20 protein-coding genes are annotated in these 21,385 nt (G+C 63.0%); 17 read left to right on the top strand and 3 right to left on the bottom strand.

The features are described from left to right. Positions 1 to 27 precede the first annotated feature (27 nt). From GXH28_RS11770 to GXH28_RS11825, 12 genes are all read left to right on the top strand, one after another. Positions 28 to 1,131, top strand: a complete 1,104-nt coding sequence (locus GXH28_RS11770; RefSeq protein WP_169239225.1) for a calcium/sodium antiporter — start codon at positions 28 to 30, stop codon at positions 1,129 to 1,131. A 32-nt stretch (positions 1,132 to 1,163) separates the two neighbouring features. Then, positions 1,164 to 4,184: a hydrogen gas-evolving membrane-bound hydrogenase subunit E gene (gene mbhE / locus GXH28_RS11775; protein WP_169239226.1), complete on the top strand. Its 3,021-nt coding sequence runs from the start codon at positions 1,164 to 1,166 to the stop codon at positions 4,182 to 4,184. A gap of 34 nt (positions 4,185 to 4,218) precedes the next feature. After that, positions 4,219 to 4,551: a sodium:proton antiporter gene (locus GXH28_RS11780; RefSeq protein ID WP_169239227.1), complete on the top strand. Its 333-nt coding sequence runs from the start codon at positions 4,219 to 4,221 to the stop codon at positions 4,549 to 4,551. Between the two features lie 61 nt (positions 4,552 to 4,612). Beyond that, on the top strand, positions 4,613 to 6,157 hold the full coding sequence (locus tag GXH28_RS11785; RefSeq protein WP_169239228.1) for a complex I subunit 5 family protein: 1,545 nt from the start codon (positions 4,613 to 4,615) through the stop codon (positions 6,155 to 6,157). Between the two features lie 11 nt (positions 6,158 to 6,168). Further along, positions 6,169 to 6,651 (top strand): Na+/H+ antiporter subunit E, encoded by a 483-nt coding sequence (locus GXH28_RS11790; RefSeq protein ID WP_169239229.1) that lies wholly within the window; start codon positions 6,169 to 6,171, stop codon positions 6,649 to 6,651. 21 nt (positions 6,652 to 6,672) lie between these two features. After that, the gene (locus GXH28_RS11795; protein ID WP_169239230.1) at positions 6,673 to 6,948 is read left to right on the top strand and encodes a monovalent cation/H+ antiporter complex subunit F; all 276 of its coding nucleotides are present in this window, start codon (positions 6,673 to 6,675) and stop codon (positions 6,946 to 6,948) included. Between the two features lie 26 nt (positions 6,949 to 6,974). Next, positions 6,975 to 7,349 (top strand): monovalent cation/H(+) antiporter subunit G, encoded by a 375-nt coding sequence (gene mnhG / locus GXH28_RS11800; protein WP_169239231.1) that lies wholly within the window; start codon positions 6,975 to 6,977, stop codon positions 7,347 to 7,349. A 42-nt stretch (positions 7,350 to 7,391) separates the two neighbouring features. Further along, a complete protein-coding gene (locus GXH28_RS11805) occupies positions 7,392 to 8,453 on the top strand; it encodes an SIS domain-containing protein (protein ID WP_169239232.1) in 1,062 nt (353 codons plus the stop codon). A 30-nt stretch (positions 8,454 to 8,483) separates the two neighbouring features. Then, the gene (locus tag GXH28_RS11810) at positions 8,484 to 9,233 is read left to right on the top strand and encodes a PIG-L deacetylase family protein (RefSeq protein ID WP_240550367.1); all 750 of its coding nucleotides are present in this window, start codon (positions 8,484 to 8,486) and stop codon (positions 9,231 to 9,233) included. Between the two features lie 114 nt (positions 9,234 to 9,347). Next, a complete protein-coding gene (locus GXH28_RS11815) occupies positions 9,348 to 11,096 on the top strand; it encodes an SLC13 family permease (RefSeq protein WP_169239233.1) in 1,749 nt (582 codons plus the stop codon). Between the two features lie 59 nt (positions 11,097 to 11,155). Beyond that, the gene (locus GXH28_RS11820; RefSeq protein WP_169239234.1) at positions 11,156 to 12,475 is read left to right on the top strand and encodes a TolB family protein; all 1,320 of its coding nucleotides are present in this window, start codon (positions 11,156 to 11,158) and stop codon (positions 12,473 to 12,475) included. 12 nt (positions 12,476 to 12,487) lie between these two features. Further along, positions 12,488 to 12,955: an FHA domain-containing protein gene (locus tag GXH28_RS11825; RefSeq protein WP_169239235.1), complete on the top strand. Its 468-nt coding sequence runs from the start codon at positions 12,488 to 12,490 to the stop codon at positions 12,953 to 12,955. Here GXH28_RS11825 and GXH28_RS11830 read toward each other — a convergent pair. Continuing rightward, positions 12,952 to 13,827 carry an isopentenyl phosphate kinase gene (locus GXH28_RS11830; RefSeq protein ID WP_169239236.1) on the bottom strand — a complete coding sequence of 292 codons (876 nt, stop codon included), beginning with the start codon at positions 13,825 to 13,827 and terminating at the stop codon, positions 12,952 to 12,954. The two genes, GXH28_RS11825 and GXH28_RS11830, sit on opposite strands and share 4 nt — an antisense overlap. 117 nt (positions 13,828 to 13,944) lie before the next feature. Here GXH28_RS11830 and GXH28_RS11835 point away from each other — a divergent pair, with 117 nt between their 5' ends. The 5 genes from GXH28_RS11835 (at position 13,945) to GXH28_RS11855 (ending at position 19,783) form a co-directional block, all read left to right on the top strand. Beyond that, positions 13,945 to 14,781 carry a class I SAM-dependent methyltransferase gene (locus GXH28_RS11835; protein ID WP_169239237.1) on the top strand — a complete coding sequence of 279 codons (837 nt, stop codon included), beginning with the start codon at positions 13,945 to 13,947 and terminating at the stop codon, positions 14,779 to 14,781. 248 nt (positions 14,782 to 15,029) lie between these two features. Next, a complete protein-coding gene (locus GXH28_RS11840) occupies positions 15,030 to 16,457 on the top strand; it encodes an ABC transporter substrate-binding protein (protein WP_169239238.1) in 1,428 nt (475 codons plus the stop codon). Positions 16,458 to 16,549: 92 nt separating this feature from the next. After that, a complete protein-coding gene (locus tag GXH28_RS11845; protein WP_169239239.1) occupies positions 16,550 to 18,709 on the top strand; it encodes an ABC transporter permease in 2,160 nt (719 codons plus the stop codon). Positions 18,710 to 18,859: 150 nt separating this feature from the next. After that, entirely contained in the window at positions 18,860 to 19,399 is a 540-nt protein-coding gene (gene rplI, locus GXH28_RS11850; protein WP_169239240.1) for a 50S ribosomal protein L9, read from the top strand. A gap of 21 nt (positions 19,400 to 19,420) precedes the next feature. After that, positions 19,421 to 19,783 carry a hypothetical protein gene (locus GXH28_RS11855; protein ID WP_169239241.1) on the top strand — a complete coding sequence of 121 codons (363 nt, stop codon included), beginning with the start codon at positions 19,421 to 19,423 and terminating at the stop codon, positions 19,781 to 19,783. Positions 19,784 to 19,787: 4 nt separating this feature from the next. Here the strand turns inward: GXH28_RS11855 and GXH28_RS11860 are convergent, their stop codons facing one another. Further along, entirely contained in the window at positions 19,788 to 20,534 is a 747-nt protein-coding gene (locus GXH28_RS11860; protein ID WP_169239242.1) for a hypothetical protein, read from the bottom strand. Between the two features lie 71 nt (positions 20,535 to 20,605). Next, positions 20,606 to 21,358 carry a hypothetical protein gene (locus GXH28_RS11865; RefSeq protein ID WP_169239243.1) on the bottom strand — a complete coding sequence of 251 codons (753 nt, stop codon included), beginning with the start codon at positions 21,356 to 21,358 and terminating at the stop codon, positions 20,606 to 20,608. Between the last annotated feature and the right edge of the window lie 27 nt (positions 21,359 to 21,385).

Below are 21,385 nucleotides of genomic sequence, written 5' to 3' on the forward strand. Positions count from 1 at the left end.
ATCCAGTTGGACTGAGGAGTGAAGTAAGTGGACTTATTGACTTTGATCCTGTTCGTCGCCGGATTGGGATTGCTAATCGTCGGCGCCGAGTTGCTGGTGCGCGGTGCGGCGCGGCTGGCGGCCGCGGCCGGCGTCTCACCGTTGGTGATCGGCCTCACGGTGGTCGCGTTCGGCACCAGCTCGCCGGAGCTGGCCGTGAGCGTTCAGTCGGCGCTGGCCGGACAAGCCGACATCGCCTTCGGCAACGTCGTCGGCAGCAACATCTTCAACATCCTGGTCATCATTGGGCTTTCGGCGCTGATCACGCCGTTGGTCGTGTCGCAGCAACTGGTGCGGCTCGACGTGCCGGTCATGATCGGCGTGACGGTGCTGGCCACGCTGCTTGCACAAGACCTGAAAATCGGTCGCCTGGAGGGAGTCTTGCTGTTCGCCGGACTGGTGATCTACACGGCGTTCCTGTTTGTGCAGAGCCGGCGCGAGACCAACGTTGCGGTTCAACAAGAGTATGAGCAAGAGTTCGGCGAACGTCCCCGCGGGCCGGCGCAGGTCGTGCTCAACCTCACATTCGTCGGGATTGGCTTGGTCATGCTCGTGATCGGCTCGCGCTGGCTGGTGAACGGCGCGGTGGCCATCGCGCGCGCGGTCGGCGTGAGCGAGTTGGTGATCGGGTTGACGATCGTCTCGGCCGGCACATCGCTGCCGGAGGTCGCCACGTCGCTCGTCGCTGCGATCAAGGGCGAGCGCGACATCGCCGTCGGCAACGCCGTCGGCAGCAACATTTTCAACCTGTTGTCCGTGCTGGCGCTGACCGGCATCGTGTCGCCATCCGGCATCTCCGTTGCGCCGGCGGCGCTCAACTTCGACGTATGGGTGATGCTGGCCGTCGCCCTCGCGTGCCTGCCGGTGTTCTTCACGGGCTACGAAATCTCGCGTTGGGAGGGGGCGATGTTCGTCGCCTACTACGCGGCCTACCTCGCCTATCTCATCCTCGCCGCCACACAGCATGACGCCCTGCCGGCGTTCAGCAACGTGATGCTGCTGTTCGTCATTCCGCTCACGGTGATCACGCTGGCGGTCACAGTCTATCGGGAATTCCGGGCGCGCCGGCGAAGGGTGGCGACACAGCCTTGAAGGTCGCCCGTTCTCTTGCCCAGTTCCCGCCGATGAACGATGCGCTTGTGATCTCACTCATCGCCTGTGCCGTTGGTGCGTCGGTCGCCGGAGTGTTCACGGCATCGGCGCTCGGGCATCGCATTCCCACCCGCGTGATGGGCTGGCTGTTGGCGATTGCGCCGGCGATTGTGTTCGTTGCGCTGCTTGCACAGTCGCCGGCGGTGTTGGCCGGCCAAACGCTGAGTTGGTCTGTGGTGTGGATTCCATCGTTGGGCCTGCACTTTTCGCTGTTGTTGGACGGCCTCAGCCTGTTGTTCGCGCTATTGGTGTCGGGCATCGGTGCGCTAGTGGTGGTGTATGCGGGCTACTACTTCGCGCCGAAGCACGGAGACGAAAAGCCGGGAGGGGAGAATGGGGGGCCGCAATCGCGCACAACGCCCCACTCCCGGTTCTCGAATACCGACGCGCGCTTCTTCCTCTACGTCCTCTTGTTCATGACCAGCATGTTGGGGCTGGTGCTGGCCGGCGATGTGATCACGCTGTTCGTGTTCTGGGAGGGCACCAGCATCACGTCGTTTTTGCTGATCGCCTACAAGACCAAGGATGAAGAAGCGCGCAGCGGCGCGTTTAAGGCGCTGTTTGTCACCGGCGGCGGCGGCATCGCCCTGCTGGCCGGGCTGCTGTTTGCCTCGGCTATCAGCGGCAGCACCGACCTGGCGACGATTCTGCGCAGCGGCGACGCCTTGCGCAACGATGCGTGGTATCCCGTCATGCTGGGGCTGATCGCCTTCGGCGCGTTCACCAAGAGCGTGCAGGCACCCTTCCACTTCTGGCTGCCCAAGGCGATGACGGCGCCGACGCCGGCCAGCGCCTACTTGCACTCGGCCACGATGGTCAAGGCTGGCATCTACCTGATGGCGCGCCTGTACCCGGCGCTGGGGAACACGCCGATGTGGTTCTGGCTGCTGATCGTGACCGGCGGTGCCACCATGCTGCTGGGCGCGATCAGCGGCCTGCGCCAGAGCGATCTGAAGAGCATGCTGGCCTACTCCACCGTCAGCCAGCTCGGCGTGCTGATGATGTTGATCGGCAAAGAATCGCCATCGGCCTTCAAGGCATTGGCAATCGGCGTCTTGGCGCACGCGCTCTACAAGGGCGCGCTGTTCATGATCGCCGGCATCGTGGATCACGGGACCGGCGTGCGCGACCTGCGCCGGCTGGGGCATCTCTGGCGCGTCATGCCCTGGACGTTCGTCGTTTGCAGCATCGCCGCGCTCTCCATGGCCGGGCTGCCGCCGCTGTTCGGTTTCCTGGCCAAAGAGACGCTCCTGGCTGCGGAGCTGGAAGACGTGCTGCCGCGCCTGATACGCATCGTGCTGCCCGGAATCACCGTGCTCACCGGCGCGCTGATGCTGGCGCAGGCCGCCAGTTTGACGCTGGATGCATTCGTGACCAAGCCGGGGACAGGGTGGCCGGCTTCGCGCCTCGGCTCTGATGACACGCGCGACATGCCCAACTTGCACGCGCACGAAGCGCCGGCCGGCATGTTGCTCGGCCCGGCGATCCTGGCCGGGCTATCGCTGGTCATCGGCGTGCTGCAGCCGGAAACAATCGCCAGTCTGCTGGCCAGCACAGCGACAGCGGCCTATGGCGCGAAGGTCAAGGTATCGCTGGAGTTGTTCCACGGCGTCAACCTGCCGCTGATCCTGAGCGGCATCGCGATTGCGCTGGGCGTCGTCCTGTTCACCCTGCGCAGCCCGATCCGCGGCATCCCAAGCGTGCCGGCGCTGAATATGAATCTGATCTATGACGGGGTGCTACGTGGTCTGGATCGTGCAGCCGAGGTCGTCACGCGCACGCAGGGCGGGCGCATCCGCATCTATTTGGCAGTGATCCTCACGACGTTGTTCGCGCTGGTGATCGTCTTCGGCGAGCTATGGCGCGTGTTCGATGGCGTGGCGCTGCCCGATCTGAGCCGACGCCTGTTCGACGAGCCGCTCAGCGTCCAGACCGCGCTGCGCGCCTTCAGCTTGTTGCTGGCCGTGGCCGCGTCGTTCGTATCCATCATCATCCGGCGCGACTTGTTGGCCATCATCGCGCTCGGTTCGTCGGGGTTGGCCGTCGCCGTGGTCATTGCGCTGGAACCGTCGCCGGATGTGGCGCTGGTGCAGGCTGTGGTGGATGTGCTGACGCTGGTGGTGCTGGTGCTAGCGCTCTCGCGGCTGCCGCGTGCGCAGCGCAAGCGGGCCGAGGGGCTGAACGGCGCTGGTGCCCAGACGCGCAACGTGCTGCTTGCCGTCGCCGGCGGCGCGATGGTGACGGTGCTGTGCCTCTACGCCTTCGCTTCGCGCCCGCGCACGTCGCTGGTCACGCCCTACTACGAGCAAAACGCCAAGCCACTCACCGGCGCCGCCGACATCGTCGGCGCAATTGTGGTGGACTTCCGCGGCTTCGACACGATGATCGAGATCACCGTATTCAGCATGGCCGGCATCGGCGTGTTCTCGCTGCTGCGCTACGCGATGAAGAAGCGCGAAACGGCGGGCCTACCGACGGAAGGCGAAATCGAGCCGGATCTCGCCGCTTTGTTGCAACGGCCGCTGCCGCCCACGATCACCGGCATTGATGGTGTGCGCACGTCGCCCTTCATCCATGCGCTCGCCTACATCGCGCTGCCGCTGTCATTCGTGCTAGCAATCGTGCAGACAATCTACGGCCACGATCAGCCAGGCGATGGCTTCACCGCCGGTGTCACGCTCAGTCTGGGCGTGGGCTTCTGGTACGTCGTCTTCGGCTATGACGAGACCAGGAGTCGCCTGCGCTTCCTTCGGCCCGGGCTGCTGATCGGCGCCGGCATCCTCACGGTGATGGCCGGCTCGATCGCGCCGGTGTTCCTAGGCGGCGGATTCTTCTCACCCTTCGACTTCGGCGCGGCGCTGGGGTTGCCTTTACCCAAGGGCTTCTACGTTAGCACGTCGTTCCTGTTCGAAGTCGCCATCTGTCTGGTTGTTCTCGGCGCGGCCATCTTCATCATTGACACGCTAGGCCATCCGGAGCGTGATCTGGAGTGAGCCTGTGACCAGATTACCAATCACCTGTTGAGCTATGGAAATCATCAAAGCGCTTTCGATCGGCGCGCTGTTCGGCATCGGGCTGTATCAGTTGTTGCGCCGCAACGTCATTCGTTCGGCCATCGGCTTGGTCATCATCTCGAATGCGGTGAACTTGTTTTTGCTTTCTATCGGCGCCTACGACGGTGTGGTCGAGGCATATGCGAAGGCGGTCGGCCAGCGCAGCGACGCACTGCCACAGGCGCTTATCCTCACGGCCATTGTCATCAGCCTCGGTGGCTTCGCCTTCGTGCTCGCCCTGCTATATGTCATCGCGGCGCGCTACCGCACAGGAGACAGCGATGAGGTGAAGGGGCTAAGCCATTGATCGGTCTCTTCCGGGAGAGCAGCGCGATCGAGATGAGAGCATGTGAGATGAATGATCCACTATGATGCCGTCCTTACTGGCCATCTTGCCCATCATCATCCCGCTCACCGCTGCGGCAATTGCGTTGCTGTTGCGGCGCAACTTTCGGCTACAAGCAGCCTGGGCCTTCGGCGCGATGCTCACCGCGTTTGGGGCGAGCGCTTATCTGTTGTGGACGGTGTGGTCCACCGGCCGGCCGGTCGTGTATCAAATGGGGCGCTGGCCGGCGCCGTTCGGCATCAGCATCACGGCCGACTTGCTCTCGGCCACTATGGCTGTGATGGTTCAGCTCGTGTTCGTGTTCGGCTTCATCTACGCGCTCGGGGCTAAGGACAAGGCGGTGCACCATTCCACGTTCTACCCGCTCTTCCTGTGCCTGGTCACCGGTCTCACCGGCGGCATGCTCACCGGCGACGTCTTCAACCTGTTCGTCATGGTCGAGCTGATCGTGATCAGCGGCACGGTGCTCACCGCCATGAGCGACGACCGCTACGGCCCCGAGGCGGCCTATAAGTACTTCCTGATCAGCACCGTGGCCTCGTTCTGTCTGCTGTTCGGCGTCGGCTGCCTATATATGAGCTACGGCACGCTGAACATGGCCGACTTGGCAGCGCGCATCGCCGCCGACCAGACGCCGGCGCTGTTGCCGGCCGCCATCGTCTTCCTGGCCGTCACGTTCATGATCAAAAGCGCGGTGGTGCCCTTTCACTTTTGGCAACCCGATTTCCATACGGCCTCACCCACGCCGGTCTCGGCCATGCTATCGTCGGTCGTAGTGAAGATCGGCGTGTATGGCTTCCTGCGCCTGACCACGTTGCTGATGCCGCATGCCGATTGGCTTCGCACGTTGCTCATCGCGCTGGGCATTGTGGGCATTGTGTTCGGCGGGTTAGGCGCAGCCGGCACACACAATGCTAAGCGCATGTTCGCCTATTCGACGCTGGCGCAGATCGGCTTCATCCACGTCGGCGTGGGCTGGGGCACGCCGCTTTCGCTGACCGCAGCGATCGTGTTCACCTTCAACCATGCGCTGATCAAGAGCACCCTGCTGATGCTGAGCGGCTATCTGGCCAGCCGCGCACCGGTGAAGACGGCGTCGTTCGGCGTCCTGCGTGGCACGGGCAAATATGCACCGCTGGCCGGCGTGCTGTTCTTCGTCGGCGGCATGGCGTTGGCCGGCATCCCGCCGACCAACGGCTTCATCAGCAAACTGACGCTTTTTCAGAGCGGCATACAAGCCGCGCAAAGCGGCAGCGTGAATGGGACACTCACTTACTGGGTCCCCCTCCTGCTGCTTGGTCTCTCCAGCATCATCACGCTGGTCTATGTCTTCCGCGCGTTGATGAAGATTTGGTGGGAACCTTTCAAGCCCGATGTGCCGGTGGGTAAAGTGAAGTCCTCGGGCGATAGCCTGCTGGCACCGAGCTTAATGATTGCTACGTGCATCGCGTTAGGCGTTTGGGCGCAGCCGCTATTGCAGCTATCCCAGGACACCAGCGAGTGGATTCGCCAACCCCAGGCCTACGTGCAGGCCGTGCTGGGTGAGCGGACAGGCTGGCTGAAGTGAAAGGAGAACACATGCTTGCGTATTGGAGACTGACCCTCATTTGCTGGTTGATCTACCTGGCCGTCACGGCGAACTTCGAGCTGGCGAACCTTGTCGTAGGGTTGCTCATCGGCTGGGTCATCGCGGCAATCCTGAAGCCGGCGAGCCAGTCGCTGTCGTTGCGTCGGTTGCCGGCGGCGCTATTCAACCTGGCCAAATACACGGCCTGGCTGGCCGTAGACATTATTCGCAACGGCATTCGCGTGGCGCGCATTGTGCTCGATCCCAAGCTGCCCATCCGCCCCGGCATCATCGCCATTCCAGCGGGCATGAAGAGCGAACTCGGCGTTGCGCTCAGCGCACATGCCATCACGGTCACGCCCGGAGAACAGGTCGTTGAGATCGGCGACGATGGGGTGATGTATGTGCATTGTCTCGATGTCGTGACGAGCGCCGCAGGCGCCGAGGAGGCGCAGCGCAAGCGCCGAGCGATGTTGCAGCGCATCTTCGAGTAACCCCGAGCTGGAGGATGGAATATGCGAGAGACCTTCATGCTCGTCGCCGTTGTGTCGCTGGTGATTCATGTGGCGATGATCTTCATCGCCGTGCAGCGCGTTTGGCGCGGCGAGACGGTGATGGATCGCATCGTGGCCGCCGACGTCATTGCAACGTTAGTGCTGGCCATCTTCGTGCTGCTGGCCCTGCTCAACGATAATCCGCGTTACATGGATCTAGCGCTCGGCGCATCGGCCATCAGCTACGTCGGCACAATTGCCTTGGCGCGCTACATCGCCAACCGGCAAATGTTCTAGCGCGGATAGCTAATCAGCACTCCCATATGAAAGACCTCGGCTATCTCATTGCGATCGTCGCCATTCTGATCGGCACGTTCTTTTCGATCATCGGCATCATTGGTTTGGTTCGGCTGCCAGACGTATATTCGCGCATGCACGCCACCGGCAAAGTCTCGACATTTGGCGTGGTGTTGCTCACCGTGGCTGCTGTGTTCGCCACGCCACTGGCCGGGAGCAAGGCGCTGGTGTTGATCGCGTTACTGATCCTGGCCGGGCCGGTGGTCTCGCACGCCATCAGCTCAGCGTCCTATCGGCTAGGTATCCCGATGAAAAGCGCGGCGCGCGATGACCTGGCCGGCAAACGCATTCAGCCGCCGGCCAACCAAGCCCAGCCTGCGCGCGCCGAGCCGGCAGAATGACCCTCGGCAACCTCTTCACACCACCATTGCCGAGTTGACCGCATGACGCAACCCTACGCGCCCGGCGCGCACATGCGCGCCGAGATCTTCGAGCAGCCCGAGGCGCTCGCGCGCTTGCTCGAACGCGCCAGCGCTGTGCTGTCGCCTGTGGCGCGCGCAGCGCGCAACTGTGCGTTTGCCGTGTTGGCGGCCCGCGGCAGCAGCGATAATGCCTCGATCTACGGCAAGTATCTGCTGGAAGGGCAGGCCCGCATCCCGACAGCGCTGGCGGCCCCTTCGCTCTTCACCCTTTACGACACGCCGCCCCGCCTGGCCGGCGCGCTCGTCGTCGGCGTGTCGCAAAGTGGCGCTGCCGCGGATGTGATCGCCGTGCTGGAGGCCGGCCAGCGGCAAGGCGCCCTCACTCTCGCCATCACCAACACGCCTGGCTCCCCCATCACCGCGGCTGCCGAGCATGTGCTCCTCCTCGACGTCGGCCCCGAGCGCGCGTTGGCCGCCACCAAGACCGTCACGGCACAGTGCGCTGCCTACGCCGGATTGGTTGCTGCGATGCAAGACAACGCAGCGCTAAAACAACACCTGCACCACCTGCCCCACTACGTGCGCAACGCGCTATCGCGGGAACCGCTGCTCACCGCCTGGGTCCCCTCCCTCTTCAAAGAGAAGCGCTTGGCGGTCATCGGGCGCGGCTACGCATACGGCGCTGCGCACGAGATCGCCCTTAAACTGAAAGAAACTTGCTTCATCAGCGCGCACGCATACTCCGCTGCCGACTTCCTGCACGGCCCGCTGGCGTTGATCGAGCCAGGGTATCCGGTCATCATCCTGCTCAATCACGACGAGACACAAGCGACGACGATCCAGGTCATCGCGCGCATCCTCGAACGGGGCGGACGGATCTTCTGCTTGGCCACTTCGCCCGCCGCAGCGGCGCTTCCCGCTCATCCCAGGCTCAACGCGCTGGTGGTGGATGCGCCATCCAGCTTGCTCAGCCCAATCGCCTTTATCGCCGTTGGGCAGTTGCTGGCCTTAAACCTCTCCTTGCAACTGGGCCACAACCCGGATCAGTCGCGCGGAGTCAGCAAGGTGACCGTGACGAAGTAGAGCAGCAAGTTGTAGAATCGCCGCTGCGGTATGCGCGACGAGTTCATCCCGACCTCGGCGATGGCCATCGCGGCTCATCCCGACGACATCGAATTCGGCTGCGCCGGCACCTGTGCTAAGTGGGCAAAGCGCGGCGCGCGAATCATCTACGTCCTGGTCACCAGCGGCAACGGCGGCTCGCACGATGCCACGCACACCCGCGAGACGATCGCCGAGATACGCGAGCGCGAGCAGCGCGCCGCCGCTGAGATCTGTGGCGTGCACGAAGTCGAGTTCCTGCGCTACAACGACGGCGAGGTGATGCCCACGCTTGAGCTGCGCAAAGACCTCGTGCGCATGATTCGCAAGCACAAGCCTGAGGTGGTGATTGCCATGGACCCCACGCGCATGTACAGCGGCAAGGAGTACATCAACCATCCCGATCATCGCGCGGTCGGCATCGCCACGTTAGATGCTATCGCGCCGATAGCGGCCATGCCGCTGATGTATCCCGAACTCGGCCCGGCGCACAGCGTGCGCGAAGTGTGGATTCAATGGGTTGACGACCCGGACACATGGGTGGACATCAGCGATACGCTCGAGCTAAAGGTACGCGCACTGCTGCAACACAAGAGCCAGGTCGGCGACGAGATGGCGCAGCGCATCCGCGACTGGGCGCTTCAGGAAGGCAAGGGCTTAGCGCCGGCAGAAGCGTTCAAAGTCATCTTCCTGAAGCAACGCGATCAGCCGGAGGACAAAGCACCCGATGGCCAGGCAGCAACCATGACCCAGGGCGCCTGAGCGGGGAAACCAACGATGGCGGTCAATTGGACAAATAGCCTCAGTTTGCCTGTATTAACGTCCATCTCGCCGGTTGTGGCGCTGACCCTGATTCTTGCGATTGCGTTCGCGCTCATGCTAACCGATCGCCTGCGACCGGACCTGGTCGCCATCGGCGTCGCGTTGTCGCTCGGCCTGACCGGCATCATCGAACCGAACGAAGTCTTCATCGGCTTCAGCAGTTCAGCGGTCGTTACCATCATCGGCATCTTCATCCTGGCGCAAGGGTTGCAGCGCACCGGCGTCACGCGCGCATTTGGGCGCGTGTTAGCCCAGGCCAATCGGGGCGGCGAACGCGGCATGATTGCGCTGGTGATGAGCAGCGGCGCATGTCTCTCGCTGTTCATGAACAACATCGCCGCCGCCGCCGTGCTATTGCCGGGCGCAGTGGACGCCGTCAAACGTCGCAAGTTGATCCCTTCAAAGATCATGATGCCGATGGCGTTCGCGACAGCGCTCGGCGGCATGGCGACCCTGCTCACCACAGCCAACATCGTCGTTTCCGAGGCGCTCACGGTCAGTGGACAGCGCGGCTACGGTCTGCTCGACTTCGTACTGGTCGGTGTGCCGGTGACGTTAGCCGGCATACTCTTCATGCTCACGCTAGGCCGGCGGCTGCTGCCGACGCGCGACCCGACGGCGCTCGATCCGGCGCGCGCCAACAGCCATGTGCTGACCGAGTCGTATGAACTCTTTCAGCGCCTGAACCGGATACGCATTCCGCCCACCTCAAGTTTGGTCAACCAGCGCATCGTGGACAGCGGCATCGGCAAGCAATACGGCATGAGCGTCATGGCCGTGTTGCGCAACGGCCAGACTGTGCTCGCCCCTTCGCCGGATGAAATCATCCGCGCCCACGACACGTTGCTGGTCATCGGCCGCCGCGAACGCGCCGAACAACTCAGGCAATACGGCGCAATCGTCGAGCCGGATAGCCAGTTCGAGGGTGAGATCACCTCCGACGACGTTTCGCTGGTCGAAGTGATACCGGCGCCGCGTTCACGCGCCATCGGCCAGACGCTGCGTCAGTTACGCTTCCGAGAGAAGTTCGGCGCCAGCGTGCTGGCGCTCTGGCATGGTGGCCGCTCGGTGCGCACCGACCTGGCGACCCTCCCCTTGGAATTCGGCGATGCCATGCTGGTGCACGGCTCGCGCGAAGCCATCTCGTTGCTGCAAAGCGACTCCGACTTCCTCGTGCTGCGGCCGCCGGCGGCCGAAGAGTCCCCGGTGCGCGCCGACCGCGCCGTAGTTGCGGTCGTCATCCTGATCGCCGCGCTGACCACAGCCGCGCTGGACATCGTGCCCATCGCGCTGGCGACGATGCTGGGCGCACTGGCCATGGTCTTGGTCGGCTGCCTTTCAATGGATGAAGCCTATCGCGCAATCGATTGGCGCGCCGTGTTCCTGATCGCCGGCATGCTGCCCGTCAGCATTGCCATGCAGCGTACCGGCGCCGCAGATGAGCTGGGACGCGTCATCACTGCGTTGCTCTCCGGCTTTGGGCCGGTCGCAGTCGGCGCGGGGCTGCTGACGCTGACGATGTTGCTCACACAGGTGATGTCCGGCCAGGTCACCGCAGTCGTGCTCGCGCCGATCGCAATCAGCACAGCGCAAGCGATCGGCAGCGACCCGCGCGCGATGGCGATGTTCGTCGCATTGGGCTGCTCGCTCACATTCATCACACCGAGCGCCCACCCCGTGAACACGTTCGTGATGGGCGCAGGCGGCTACCAAGCCAGCGACTACCCGCGCGTGGGCGTGCCGCTCACCCTGATCTGCGTCATACTCATCATCGCGCTGGTCACATTCGTCTGGCGGCCTTGAGGACGCCGGGCGTGCCCCCAAGGGGACTGCGCTAGGATTGCATTCATTCCGAGTCAGCCATGTCTCAGCGTGTGAACCGTATTGCGTTCATCAACCCGAACGGCGAGTTGGAGACCATTTCGCCGGATGGCAGCGATCGCCGCTTGCTCACCGTCGGCAATCGCTACTTTCAATTCCCGGCATGGTCACCCGACGGCCGACGCATCGCCGCGGTCGGCGGCGCACCTGATCGCGCCGGCGTGTTCGTGTTCGAGGATCAAGCCGGCGATGCCCCCCACCCTTCCCCGCCCCATGCGATCTACGAAAGCGATCATGAAGCGCCAGTTTACGTGTTCTGGTCGCCTGATGGCCATCACCTGAGCTTTATCACCAACCGCCCGGATGAACAATCACTCGGGCTACACATCGCACCGGTGACGGATGCGCCGTTCTCTCCTTTCGCCCCAACGTCCAGCCGCCTGGTCGCAACCGGCCGACCGTGCTTCTGGGACTGGAGCGCCGACGGCAAACGCATCTTGCTGCACACCGGCACGGCCAGCGAAGAAGGCGCACAGCTCAAGTTCATCGATCCGTTCAACCCCGCCAGCGGCAATGCCAGCCTCGCCCGTCCCGGGTTGTTTCAGGCGCCGGGCATCGCCCGCAGCGGACGCTTCTGGGCTTTTGGTCAAGTCAGCCAAGCTGGGGAACGACATCTCGTCGTGGATGGTCGCAACGCGGACAATCGCCTGCTCGTGCCGCACCACGGCATCGCCGCGATGAGCTGGAGCCCAACGCGCGACCAGCTCGCCTACATCAGCCCTGCCGCACCGGCGCGCACATATTACGGCCCACTGCGTGTGTTGGATGCAACAACCGGCAAGGCGACCCTGATCGCCGACGACATCGTGCTGGCTTTCTTCTGGTCGCCAAACGGCCGCCACATCGCTTACTTCACCCTGGCGCACATCGCCGAACACGTCCGACACCATATCCTGCCGAATGCAGACGCAGCCGCACGCCATGGCGGGTTTCGGGATGGCGCAGCAATCGAGTCCGAGCACGCAGTCCGTGAAGCCGAATCCGAACCCGAAGAGATCGCCGAAGTCCGCGCGTTGTGGTTCAACCTCTGGGTGGTAGACATCGAGCAAGACGAGCATTGGCTCATCACCACATTCGAGCCGGTCGAGGCATTCGTCAACTATTTTCTGCCCTTCTTCGACCAGTATGCCCTCAGCCACCGCATCTGGTCGCCCGACAGCGACGCCGTCGTGCTGCCGATGGCCAAGCGCGACGAGTCGGGCGACGAACGCCCGCTCATCTATGTTGTGCCAACGCCTCGCCGACGCGGCCCGCCCAAGCCAATCGCCGAAGGCGACATGGCTTTCTGGAGTCAATGCTGAAAAGAGCCGCATATGGACGGCGTATTGTTCGCCCTGCGCATCCTGATCGTCGTCGCGTTGTACGCCTTCCTCGGCGCGTTACTATGGACGCTGCTGCAAGAACGCAATTCGGCGCCTGCGCCTCCCGTCCCCACATCCTGGCTGCAACGGCTAACAGGTAACGAAGCGGACTCCGCTTCGGGACACTGCTATGCCATCCGCTGGGCGGCATGGATCGGACGCGATCCGAACTGTTTGGTGCACACTGACGACGAATTTGCCAGCGCGCGACACGCTCAGGTGCTCTGGCGTGCCGAAGATCAGGCTTGGTGGATCGAGGATAACCTCAGTCGCAACGGCACGTTCGTCAACGACCGGCCGGTGATGCGCAGCCGGCTGAAGGATGGCGACGTAATTCGCGTGGGCCACATGCAGTTCAAATTCTTCGAATCAGCCGGCGCAGCCACCTCAGCGCGAACGACTGCACCGTGCGCAGGCTAAACGTTCACCGGCGCACCCGGCCCGACCAGCCGGGCATCATCCGTTGCGATGATTTCTGTGCCGATGGGCTCGCCGCGTAGCGCGCGCGCGACGTTGCCTTCGATCAAGCCGGAGAAGATGCGCACCGTCACCGTCGGATGCGCCGTAACGAGCGCGAGCATATCGTGCACCTTGCTTGCCATGCCGCCGGTCACGTCTGCCCCGTGCGAGCCACCCACGCCACCGCGAATCTCATCCCAGTTCAGCGGTGTGATGCGCGGAATGATGTCAAACCGATTCATATCTCCGCGACTCTGCGGCTCAAAACCTCGATACACGCCTGCGGTTTCACCGGCCAACAGCACCTGCGTCACCGATAGAACATGGGCGAGATAGGCAAATACTTCCTCGGTCGAGACGATCGTCCCGCCGCGCCTATCGTCGAACGCCACGTCCCCCATCACCAGCGGGACGATACCGTGATCGAGCGCCGCCCGGATCGGCGCAACGTCGAGGTAGACCAGCCGTCCGTCCACGCAGCGCGCGCTGGCCGAGGGACAAAAGCTGATCACCGGCACGCCGGCTTCGTGCAACGCGTCGGCCACGATGCGGTTCAAGCGGGCTGCGGCCACCGACACCTCGGCGAAGCCACGCCAGCCCTCTGCATCGCGCACACCGGCGCGCGTGCCATATCGCTTCGCCGCCGCATGACCGAACGACCCGCTGCCATGACCCAGAAGCAGTGAGAGAGCGGAGATCGGAGATTGGCGGTGCATCATCTCCAATCTCCAATCTCCAATCTCTTTAGCCAAGCGGCGAATCACATCCAGGCGAGGAGTGTTGGCCTGAGTCTTGTCGGTGATCAGGGAACCGCCGAGTTTGAGGAAAATCATTTCGATTTGCGATCGTGGATTTCGGATTGCCAACCTTTCGATCCGTTCTGCCCAATCCTAATCCAATTTGGCAACTAGCAATCTCCAATCTCAAGTCTCAAACCTATAATCCCCCCAATGCCCGACACCCTATACGTCCATCGTGACAGGGATTTCCTCTCCCACCTCCTACGACGCTATTGGTTTGCGCCGCCGGTTGCCCTGTGGCGCGCCATCGAGGCCCGGGCGCTGAGCGCGCTCGACTTTCCGGCGCCCATGCTCGACTTCGGCTGCGGCGACGGCCTTTTCACCGAAGCGATCTTCGGCAAGCAAGACGGCATCTACGGCTGCGACATCGCCAAAGGGGAATTGCCGGCCGCGCGCGACAGCGGCGTGTATTGCCATGGCGTGCAGTTCGCCGATGGGCATCACTTACCCTATCGCGATGGCGCCTTCGGCACGGTGTATAGCAACTCGGTGATCGAACACATCCCCGATCCACAACAGGTGTTGCCGGAGCTGGCGCGTGTGCTGCGGCCCGGCGGCCTGCTGGTGTTGACTGTGCCGAGCGACCGCTTTCGTGAGTTGCTGGACGGCGTGCGCACCGCGCCGACAAAGGAAGCCGCCGCGCGCTATGCCCGGGATGTGGATCAACGCTTCGCGCACTACCATTACCATACCGCCGACGAGTGGCGCGTGCTCCTCGCCACGGTGAACGTCAAACTCATCGAGGTGCGCTACTACGTCTCGCCGGAAGCTGAGCAACAGTGGGATCGCATGAACCGCGCCTACGGCATCGGGCGACGCTCGCTCTTCAACCTGCTGGCTTCCCCGCGCCTACGACCACTGGGCTATCAGCCATTGATGGCTCGGCTTGTATACAACCAGCTTATCGCCAAACTCCGCCCATATTACGATGCCCGTGTTGCCGACTGCGGCGGTGGCCTGCTGGTCCTCGGACGCAAGTCGAACTAAACCGCCGAATGGTCAGACCGATGAGACGCGCATTTGCACGATTGGGCTTATCCTTCTACACTACATTCATCCTTCAAGGTCTAAGGAGGTGATCGCTTCATCTTAACTCGCCGAGCATATCCAGACGGAGAAGCTATCGCATTTCAACCTCACCAGGGTCATCAGTGCGCAATAGAACCAGACGTGGATGCACTCGACGAGACCTTCAAAGCGCAAAGCTCATCATCTAGTTTCAGGAGGATATCAAAGTGAAGAAGGAGACCAAACTCACCCGACGCCAATTACTTCGCCTGTCCGCACTCGCCGGAGCCGGCGCAGCCCTTGCTGCCTGCGCTGCGCCAGTCGCTCCAGCCCAGCCAGCAGCGCCGAGTGCGACTGAAGCCCCCGCGCCCACTGAAGCGCCAGCAGCTCCGGCCGGCGGCACGATTCAAGTACTGCATCGCCAGGAATACTTTAAGGCGCTGGAAGAAGCGCTGAAGAAGCAGACTGAGGAATTCATCACCAGCCTGGGCTACACGCCGGATGTCTCCACCGTCAACCCCGAAGTGTTCGGCGACTTCATCGCCAAGATGCAGGCGGCGGTAGCCGCGGGCAACCCGCCTGACCTTGCTTACCACGGCAACAGCGTGTCCGTGATGTACGACTCGGACATCGTCGAGGACGTTACAGACATCGTGGATGAACTGGTCGGCAAGTACGGCGAAATCGTGCCGGCCAGCGTGCCGCGCAACGCGCGCTTCGACGAGAAGTGGTGGTCGGTGCCATTCATCACGACCGCCGGCGCGTGGTTTGTGCGACGCGACGTCGCCGAAGCGGTCGGCGTGGACGTAAAGCAACTGCCGAAGTTGCAGGACCGTCTCGATGCAGCCGTGAAGATGTCCGATCCGGCCAAAGAAATGTATGGCTGGGGATTGACGGTGAATAAGAGCGGTGACGGCCACGGCTTGATCCAGACGGCGTTCCAGGCCTTCGGCGGCCGCGCGGTAGACGAGACCGGCACCAAGATCACCTTCAACTCGCCGGAGACCATCGCCGGCGTGGAGTGGCTGGCTACCATCTACACCGACGAGAAATACAAGCCCATCCTGCCACCTGGCGTGGAGAGCTGGACCGATCCGAGCAACAACGAGGCATATCTGGCCGGCAAGATCGCCATGACTCAGAACGCCTTCAGCGTCTATGCTGCAGCCAAGCGCGACAACAACCCGGTTTATCCGAACACTGCGGTGGTGCGCTTCCCGCTGACCAACGACGGCTCAATCGAGCTCGGCACCGGCGGCGCACAGTGGTACACCATCTTCAAAGGTGTCAAGAACCGCGATGTCGCTAAACAAATCATTTTGCACTTCATTGACCCAGCGCAGTTCACGCCGCTGTCGGGATTGGGCGGTGGGTTGTTCATGCCGGCCTACAAGAACAATTGGACCGACGATCTGCTTAAGCTCGAGCCGGCCTTCCCCACGCTCAAGGAGATCATGTTCAACCCGACCGACTACACCGGCTTCTCGTATCCGGCGCAGCCGAACGCCGCGACCGACGCCTGGTTCGCCACCGGCTTCCTGAGCGAGATGATGGCCAATGTCATCACCGGCAAGATGACCGCCGCCGAAGCCGTCAAAGACGCCACCGAGAAGGGCATCGCCATCTTCGAAGAAAAGGGTCTGCCACAGAGTTAGTGCATCCCATCCCACTCCCGACTTACCACTCCCTCGTTCCGACTCCTGAGGGAAGTGGTGAGTCGGGAGTCGGACCAGGAGCGGAGGAAGACATGGCTCAACAGATGACCGCGCCGACCCGGCTGGCGCAACCCCTAGCGATCAGCCTGAATAAGCGGCTGGAGCGGTGGCTGGGCAAGGATTGGAAGATCGCCGCGTTGTTCGTCGCGCCGATGATCATCCTGATGGCAGGGTTGATCCTCTATCCATTCCTCAACGCGGTCTACATGAGCATGTTCGTCCGCACAATCAACCGCCAAGAAGTATTCGTCGGGCTGGAAAACTATCGGCGCTTGCTGACCGACGCCCAATTCACCGGTTCGATCAGCAACACAATCCGCTTCACGGTGATTTCGGTGGCCGCCAAATTGGTGGTGGGCCTGATCATCGCCTCGCTGCTGAACAGCAAGCTGCCGTTCCGCAACGTGCTCTCCGGCATCATGCTCCTGCCCTGGATCGTGCCGGAGGTCGTGACCGCGCTCACCTGGCGCGGTATCTTCGATCCGCTATTCGGCACATTGAATCCTCTGCTCAGGAGCTTAGGCATCATCAACCGCGACATCGGCTGGCTGTCCGAGCCGGGTTTAGCGCTCGCCAGCGTGATCGCGGTCAACATTTGGAAGGGCATCCCGTTCTTCACCATGTTGCTGCTCGCCGGCCTGAAAGCGATTGACAGAGAGCTCTACGAAGCCTCAGAAGTGGACGGCGCGAACGGCGTGCAGCGCTTCTTCAACATTACGCTGCCCGGCCTGCGCTACGTGATCGCCGTGACGGTACTGCTCTCGACCATCAGCACGTTTAACACCTTCGGGTTGATCTACCTGATGACCGGCGGCGGCCCCGGCGGCGAGACGCGCGTGTATTCCATCCTGGCCTACGAGCGGGCGCTGTTGCAAAACCGCTTCGGCCCGGGCGCAGCCGTGTCGCTCATGACGGCGCCGTTCTTGGCGATCTTCATCTTCTTGCTGGCGCGCTTCATGCGTCAAGGCGTGGATCGCAGCGCGCCGCGCGAGACAAGCAACCCTGGGCTGAAGGCAGTTGGGCGCGCGCTGCCTTGGGCCATCGCCGGCGCAGCGATCGTCGTCGCTGCCGCAGCGACGCTGAGCACCGCCGGGATCGCCGGCCTGCTTATTTGCGGTTTGATCACCGCCGTAATCTGCGCCGTGCTGTTTGCGTTCGGCCGGTTTGCGGCCTTTCTCTCCACGCGCGCGATACCCTGGCTGATCCTTGCCGGTGTGACGCCGCTCATCATCCTCGCCGCGCTCAGCAGCGGCGATCCGGTGGAGGGGATGGTGCGCGTGCTGGCAGCGGTGGCCGCAGCTGTCGTGATCGGCATCGCAGGATATGGGCTGAGTCTGCTGACCAATCGCAACCTATCGTCCGCGACGCGCGCGCAGCTCGGCGTCGCATTTCGGCTGCTCGCGCTCTCGCCGTTCCTGTGCTTCGTCCTGTTCCCGTTCTACTTCGTCATCATCACCGCGTTCAAGAGCGATCTACAGATCCAGCAGCGCGTATCACTCTTCTGGCCCGACCCGTGGGTGCTGACCCAGTTCGATACGCTGTTGAACAGGACGCAGTATGTGCTCTGGTTCCGCAACACGGTCACGATCGCGCTCGTCACCACGGTGCTATCGGTGTTCTTCGCCGCCCTAGGCGGCTACGCGCTGGCGAGGTTGAAGTTCCGCAGCGCCGGCGCACTGACCACCGTGCTGTTGATCACCTATCTGCTGCCCGGCTCGCTGATGTTCATCCCGATGTATCGCATCCTAACCGGCCTGGGCGCGATCAACACGCACATGGCCCTGATCCTCACGTATCCGACCTTCCTGATGCCGTTCGCCACGTGGGTGATGATGGGCTACTACCGCTCGATCCCCGAAGACTTGGAGGAGGCGGCGATGATTGACGGGGCGAACCGCTTCGGCGCATTCTGGCGCATCACGCTGCCGCTGGCGGTGCCGGCGCTGCTCGCCGTCACGCTGATCGCCTTCACCAACGCGTGGAACGAGTTCCTGTACGCCTTCATCTTCCTGACCAGCGAAAAGCTGATCACGCTGCCGGTCGGTTTGCAAAAGCTGGTCTTCGCCGATCTGTATCCATACGGTCAATTGATGGCCGCCTCGCTCATCATGTCCATCCCGGTCGTCGGCTTCTACATCTTCGCCCAACGCTTCCTAGTCGAGGGGTTGACGGCGGGCAGCGTGAAGGGATGAGATGGGGGTGTCATAGGCGGCAGGGTTTGGCAACACCGGCGCCCCCCTTGCCCGCCCATGCAGAAAGACGCCCCGCCGGGAATGAAATGCGGTTATAATCGCGCCGTTTGTCATTCAGAGCTAGATGTAACCGGCAAACCCAGAAACGAGATGAAAGTCTTACTTCTGCAGGATGTGTATAACCTCGGCCTAGCCGGCGAAGTGAAAACCGTCGCCGACGGCTACGGTCGCAACTACTTGCTGCCGCGCAGATTAGCCGTGCTGGCAACGCCGACGGCGGTCAAGCGCGCCGAGCGCATCAAGCAAGCCGCCATCGAGAAGCGCGCGCGCGAAAAGGCGGATGTCGAAGCGCTCGCCCAGGTGCTCTCCAAGATGACGCTCACCTTCAACGTCCGCGTCGGCGAGAAAGGCAAGCTCTATGGCTCGATCACATCGGCGCAGATCGCCGATGCGATCGCAACGAACCTCGGCACCCCCTTCGACAAGCGCAAGGTCATGCTGCGCGAGCCGATCCGCGAAGTCGGCACCTATACCGTGCCGGTGCGCTTGAGCGCGGAAGCCGCGCCAGCCGTCACCGTCGTTGTGCAACAAGAGGGCATCGCCGACGCAGCAACGAACCCATCTGCGCCGACCGAACCAGCAACACCGGAAGTGACGCCGGAGGCCGAAAAGGCAGAGCCGGCCGGCTGAGAACCTAAAAGGAGGGGATAGGTGGACTACAACCGCGACGAGTGGCTCGATCTGGAACTCGAAACGGACAGCGATGCTCAAATCATCGAACTACTCGCGGGAGACCTGACCTGTCCCCTTTGTGGCTCACCCTACGAACCATCCGCCATCCATCTGGTCCGCCAACGCTGCGAGCGGATCACGCTCGCCGTACAGTGCCATCGGTGTGGCACAGGCAGCCTGATCACAGCGCCGCATGTATTCAGGCTGGCGTCCCCCCCTTCCGAACTGACTCCCATCGAGCGTGCGTTCTTCGCTTGCTTGCCGCCCATCAGCGACGCCGACGTGGCGCGCCTCCGACGATTACTGCGAGCGCATACCGGCGGCCTTCGCGATTTACTCTAACCGTTCACCAACGTCGGGGCGGGGCAAGCCTGAGCACATCCTCAACCCGATCAGGCGAGTGCTGAAGCGGATTAAGCTGCACCACGCCGGCCGACCGCGAGAACACGCGCCACCCATCGCACACATACATCAAGGCGGGATCGGTTGTCTTGCGGCGCTGGCGTAGCGCCGCCTTGAGCGAGACGCCGCGCGCCACGTCCATCGCCAACGATTCAACGAACGGTTGCGCATCCGCCGGCAGATCGAGCGCCATCAGCGCCAGCGCCGCCTCGTCCGGTGGGAGCAATTGCGCCTCGACCGCGCGATGCGACGTAGCGATCGCCGCACCAACCACGCGCACCCAGCCCATCGGCCGAGGCGCCTGTAACCACACCTCCACCGGCCGGTCCATGTCGAAGTCGCGCATGAACAACACCGGCTGCTCGCCGAACGGCGTCAGGCCGAACACCTCGGCGCGCGGCTGCTCGATGTAGTTATCCTCGATCCACGCGAAGGCCGACATCTGATCAAGCAGCGTATTGCGTTCGGTCATCACCGCGCCCACGAAGAGCGGAAACGGCGCTGTCAGAATGGGCAGTCCAAACAACATGCGCACCTTCGCCGGGGTGCAAACGATCGCTTGGTGCAACGTCAATTGTTGGGCCAGCGCATCAGCGCAATCGCCAAAGATGAGCAGCGCAGCCCCCTGCGCCGTCGCCAACACGCCGTGCGCATCCAGGCGGAGCAATTGATCGAACGACGTGAAGTTCACGCCCCTATGCTACTCCACGGGAGGAGGCAGCGCAGCGCGTGGTGTCCATCTGCGCGCAGCCCGGCGCATCGTCACTTGAACTCCACCCGGCGGCCGGTGAACAAGCCGATGCTCCGGGCCAGGATCGCGAGGGCCGCAATCACCACCAGGTCAATAAACGCCGTGAGGGTGAATACGGCCGTCAACCAACGAGCCGCATCCTGGGCAAACGGCGCGATCGCCGAGACGACACCGACGCCGCCTATCAGCAACAGCCCCGCGCCGCAGGCGGCCATGAACCCAATCACCGGCGGCCATGACTGCGTGTCTGAAGACGACGGCATCATGCTGTTGGCAATGGCAAAGACCATGTAGGTCCATAGCCACGAATCGGTCGCGTCCGGCAGGGCCAGCAGCGGGTCCAAGATGCTGCGGGCGCTGCCGACCCTCAATGCTGACTGCATCGCGCCGAGGTCGAACACCAGCGCACCAATCAAGAGGAGCGCGCCCAGCCCGGCGAACAACGGCGCAGCGCCGATCAGGCTGGTGCGCAAAGCATCGCTGCGCAACACCTCCACGTAACCCAAGCGCACCACGCCGTTGCGCTGCCGCTCTGGCCGCAGCGAGAGGCGTCGCACGCGCACGCCCAGCAGGACCGCCATCAACGCATGGCTGATCTCGTGCAGCGCCACGCCCGGCAGCAGCACCAGCGAGTAGAGCAACGTCGCCGCCTCGACATGCCCTGTGAGCAGCAAAAAGACTTCCTGCAAGCGCCGATGCACGAACCGCTCCAGCACCAGCACTGCGCCAAAAGCAATCAGGAAGAGGAGCAAGGCGGAGAGCATGACGTGCAGTGCGCCAGGCCGGGCGTC

Source organism: Candidatus Roseilinea sp. NK_OTU-006 (assembly GCF_012931985.1).
GTDB lineage: Bacteria > Chloroflexota > Anaerolineae > J036 > Brachytrichaceae > JAAFGM01.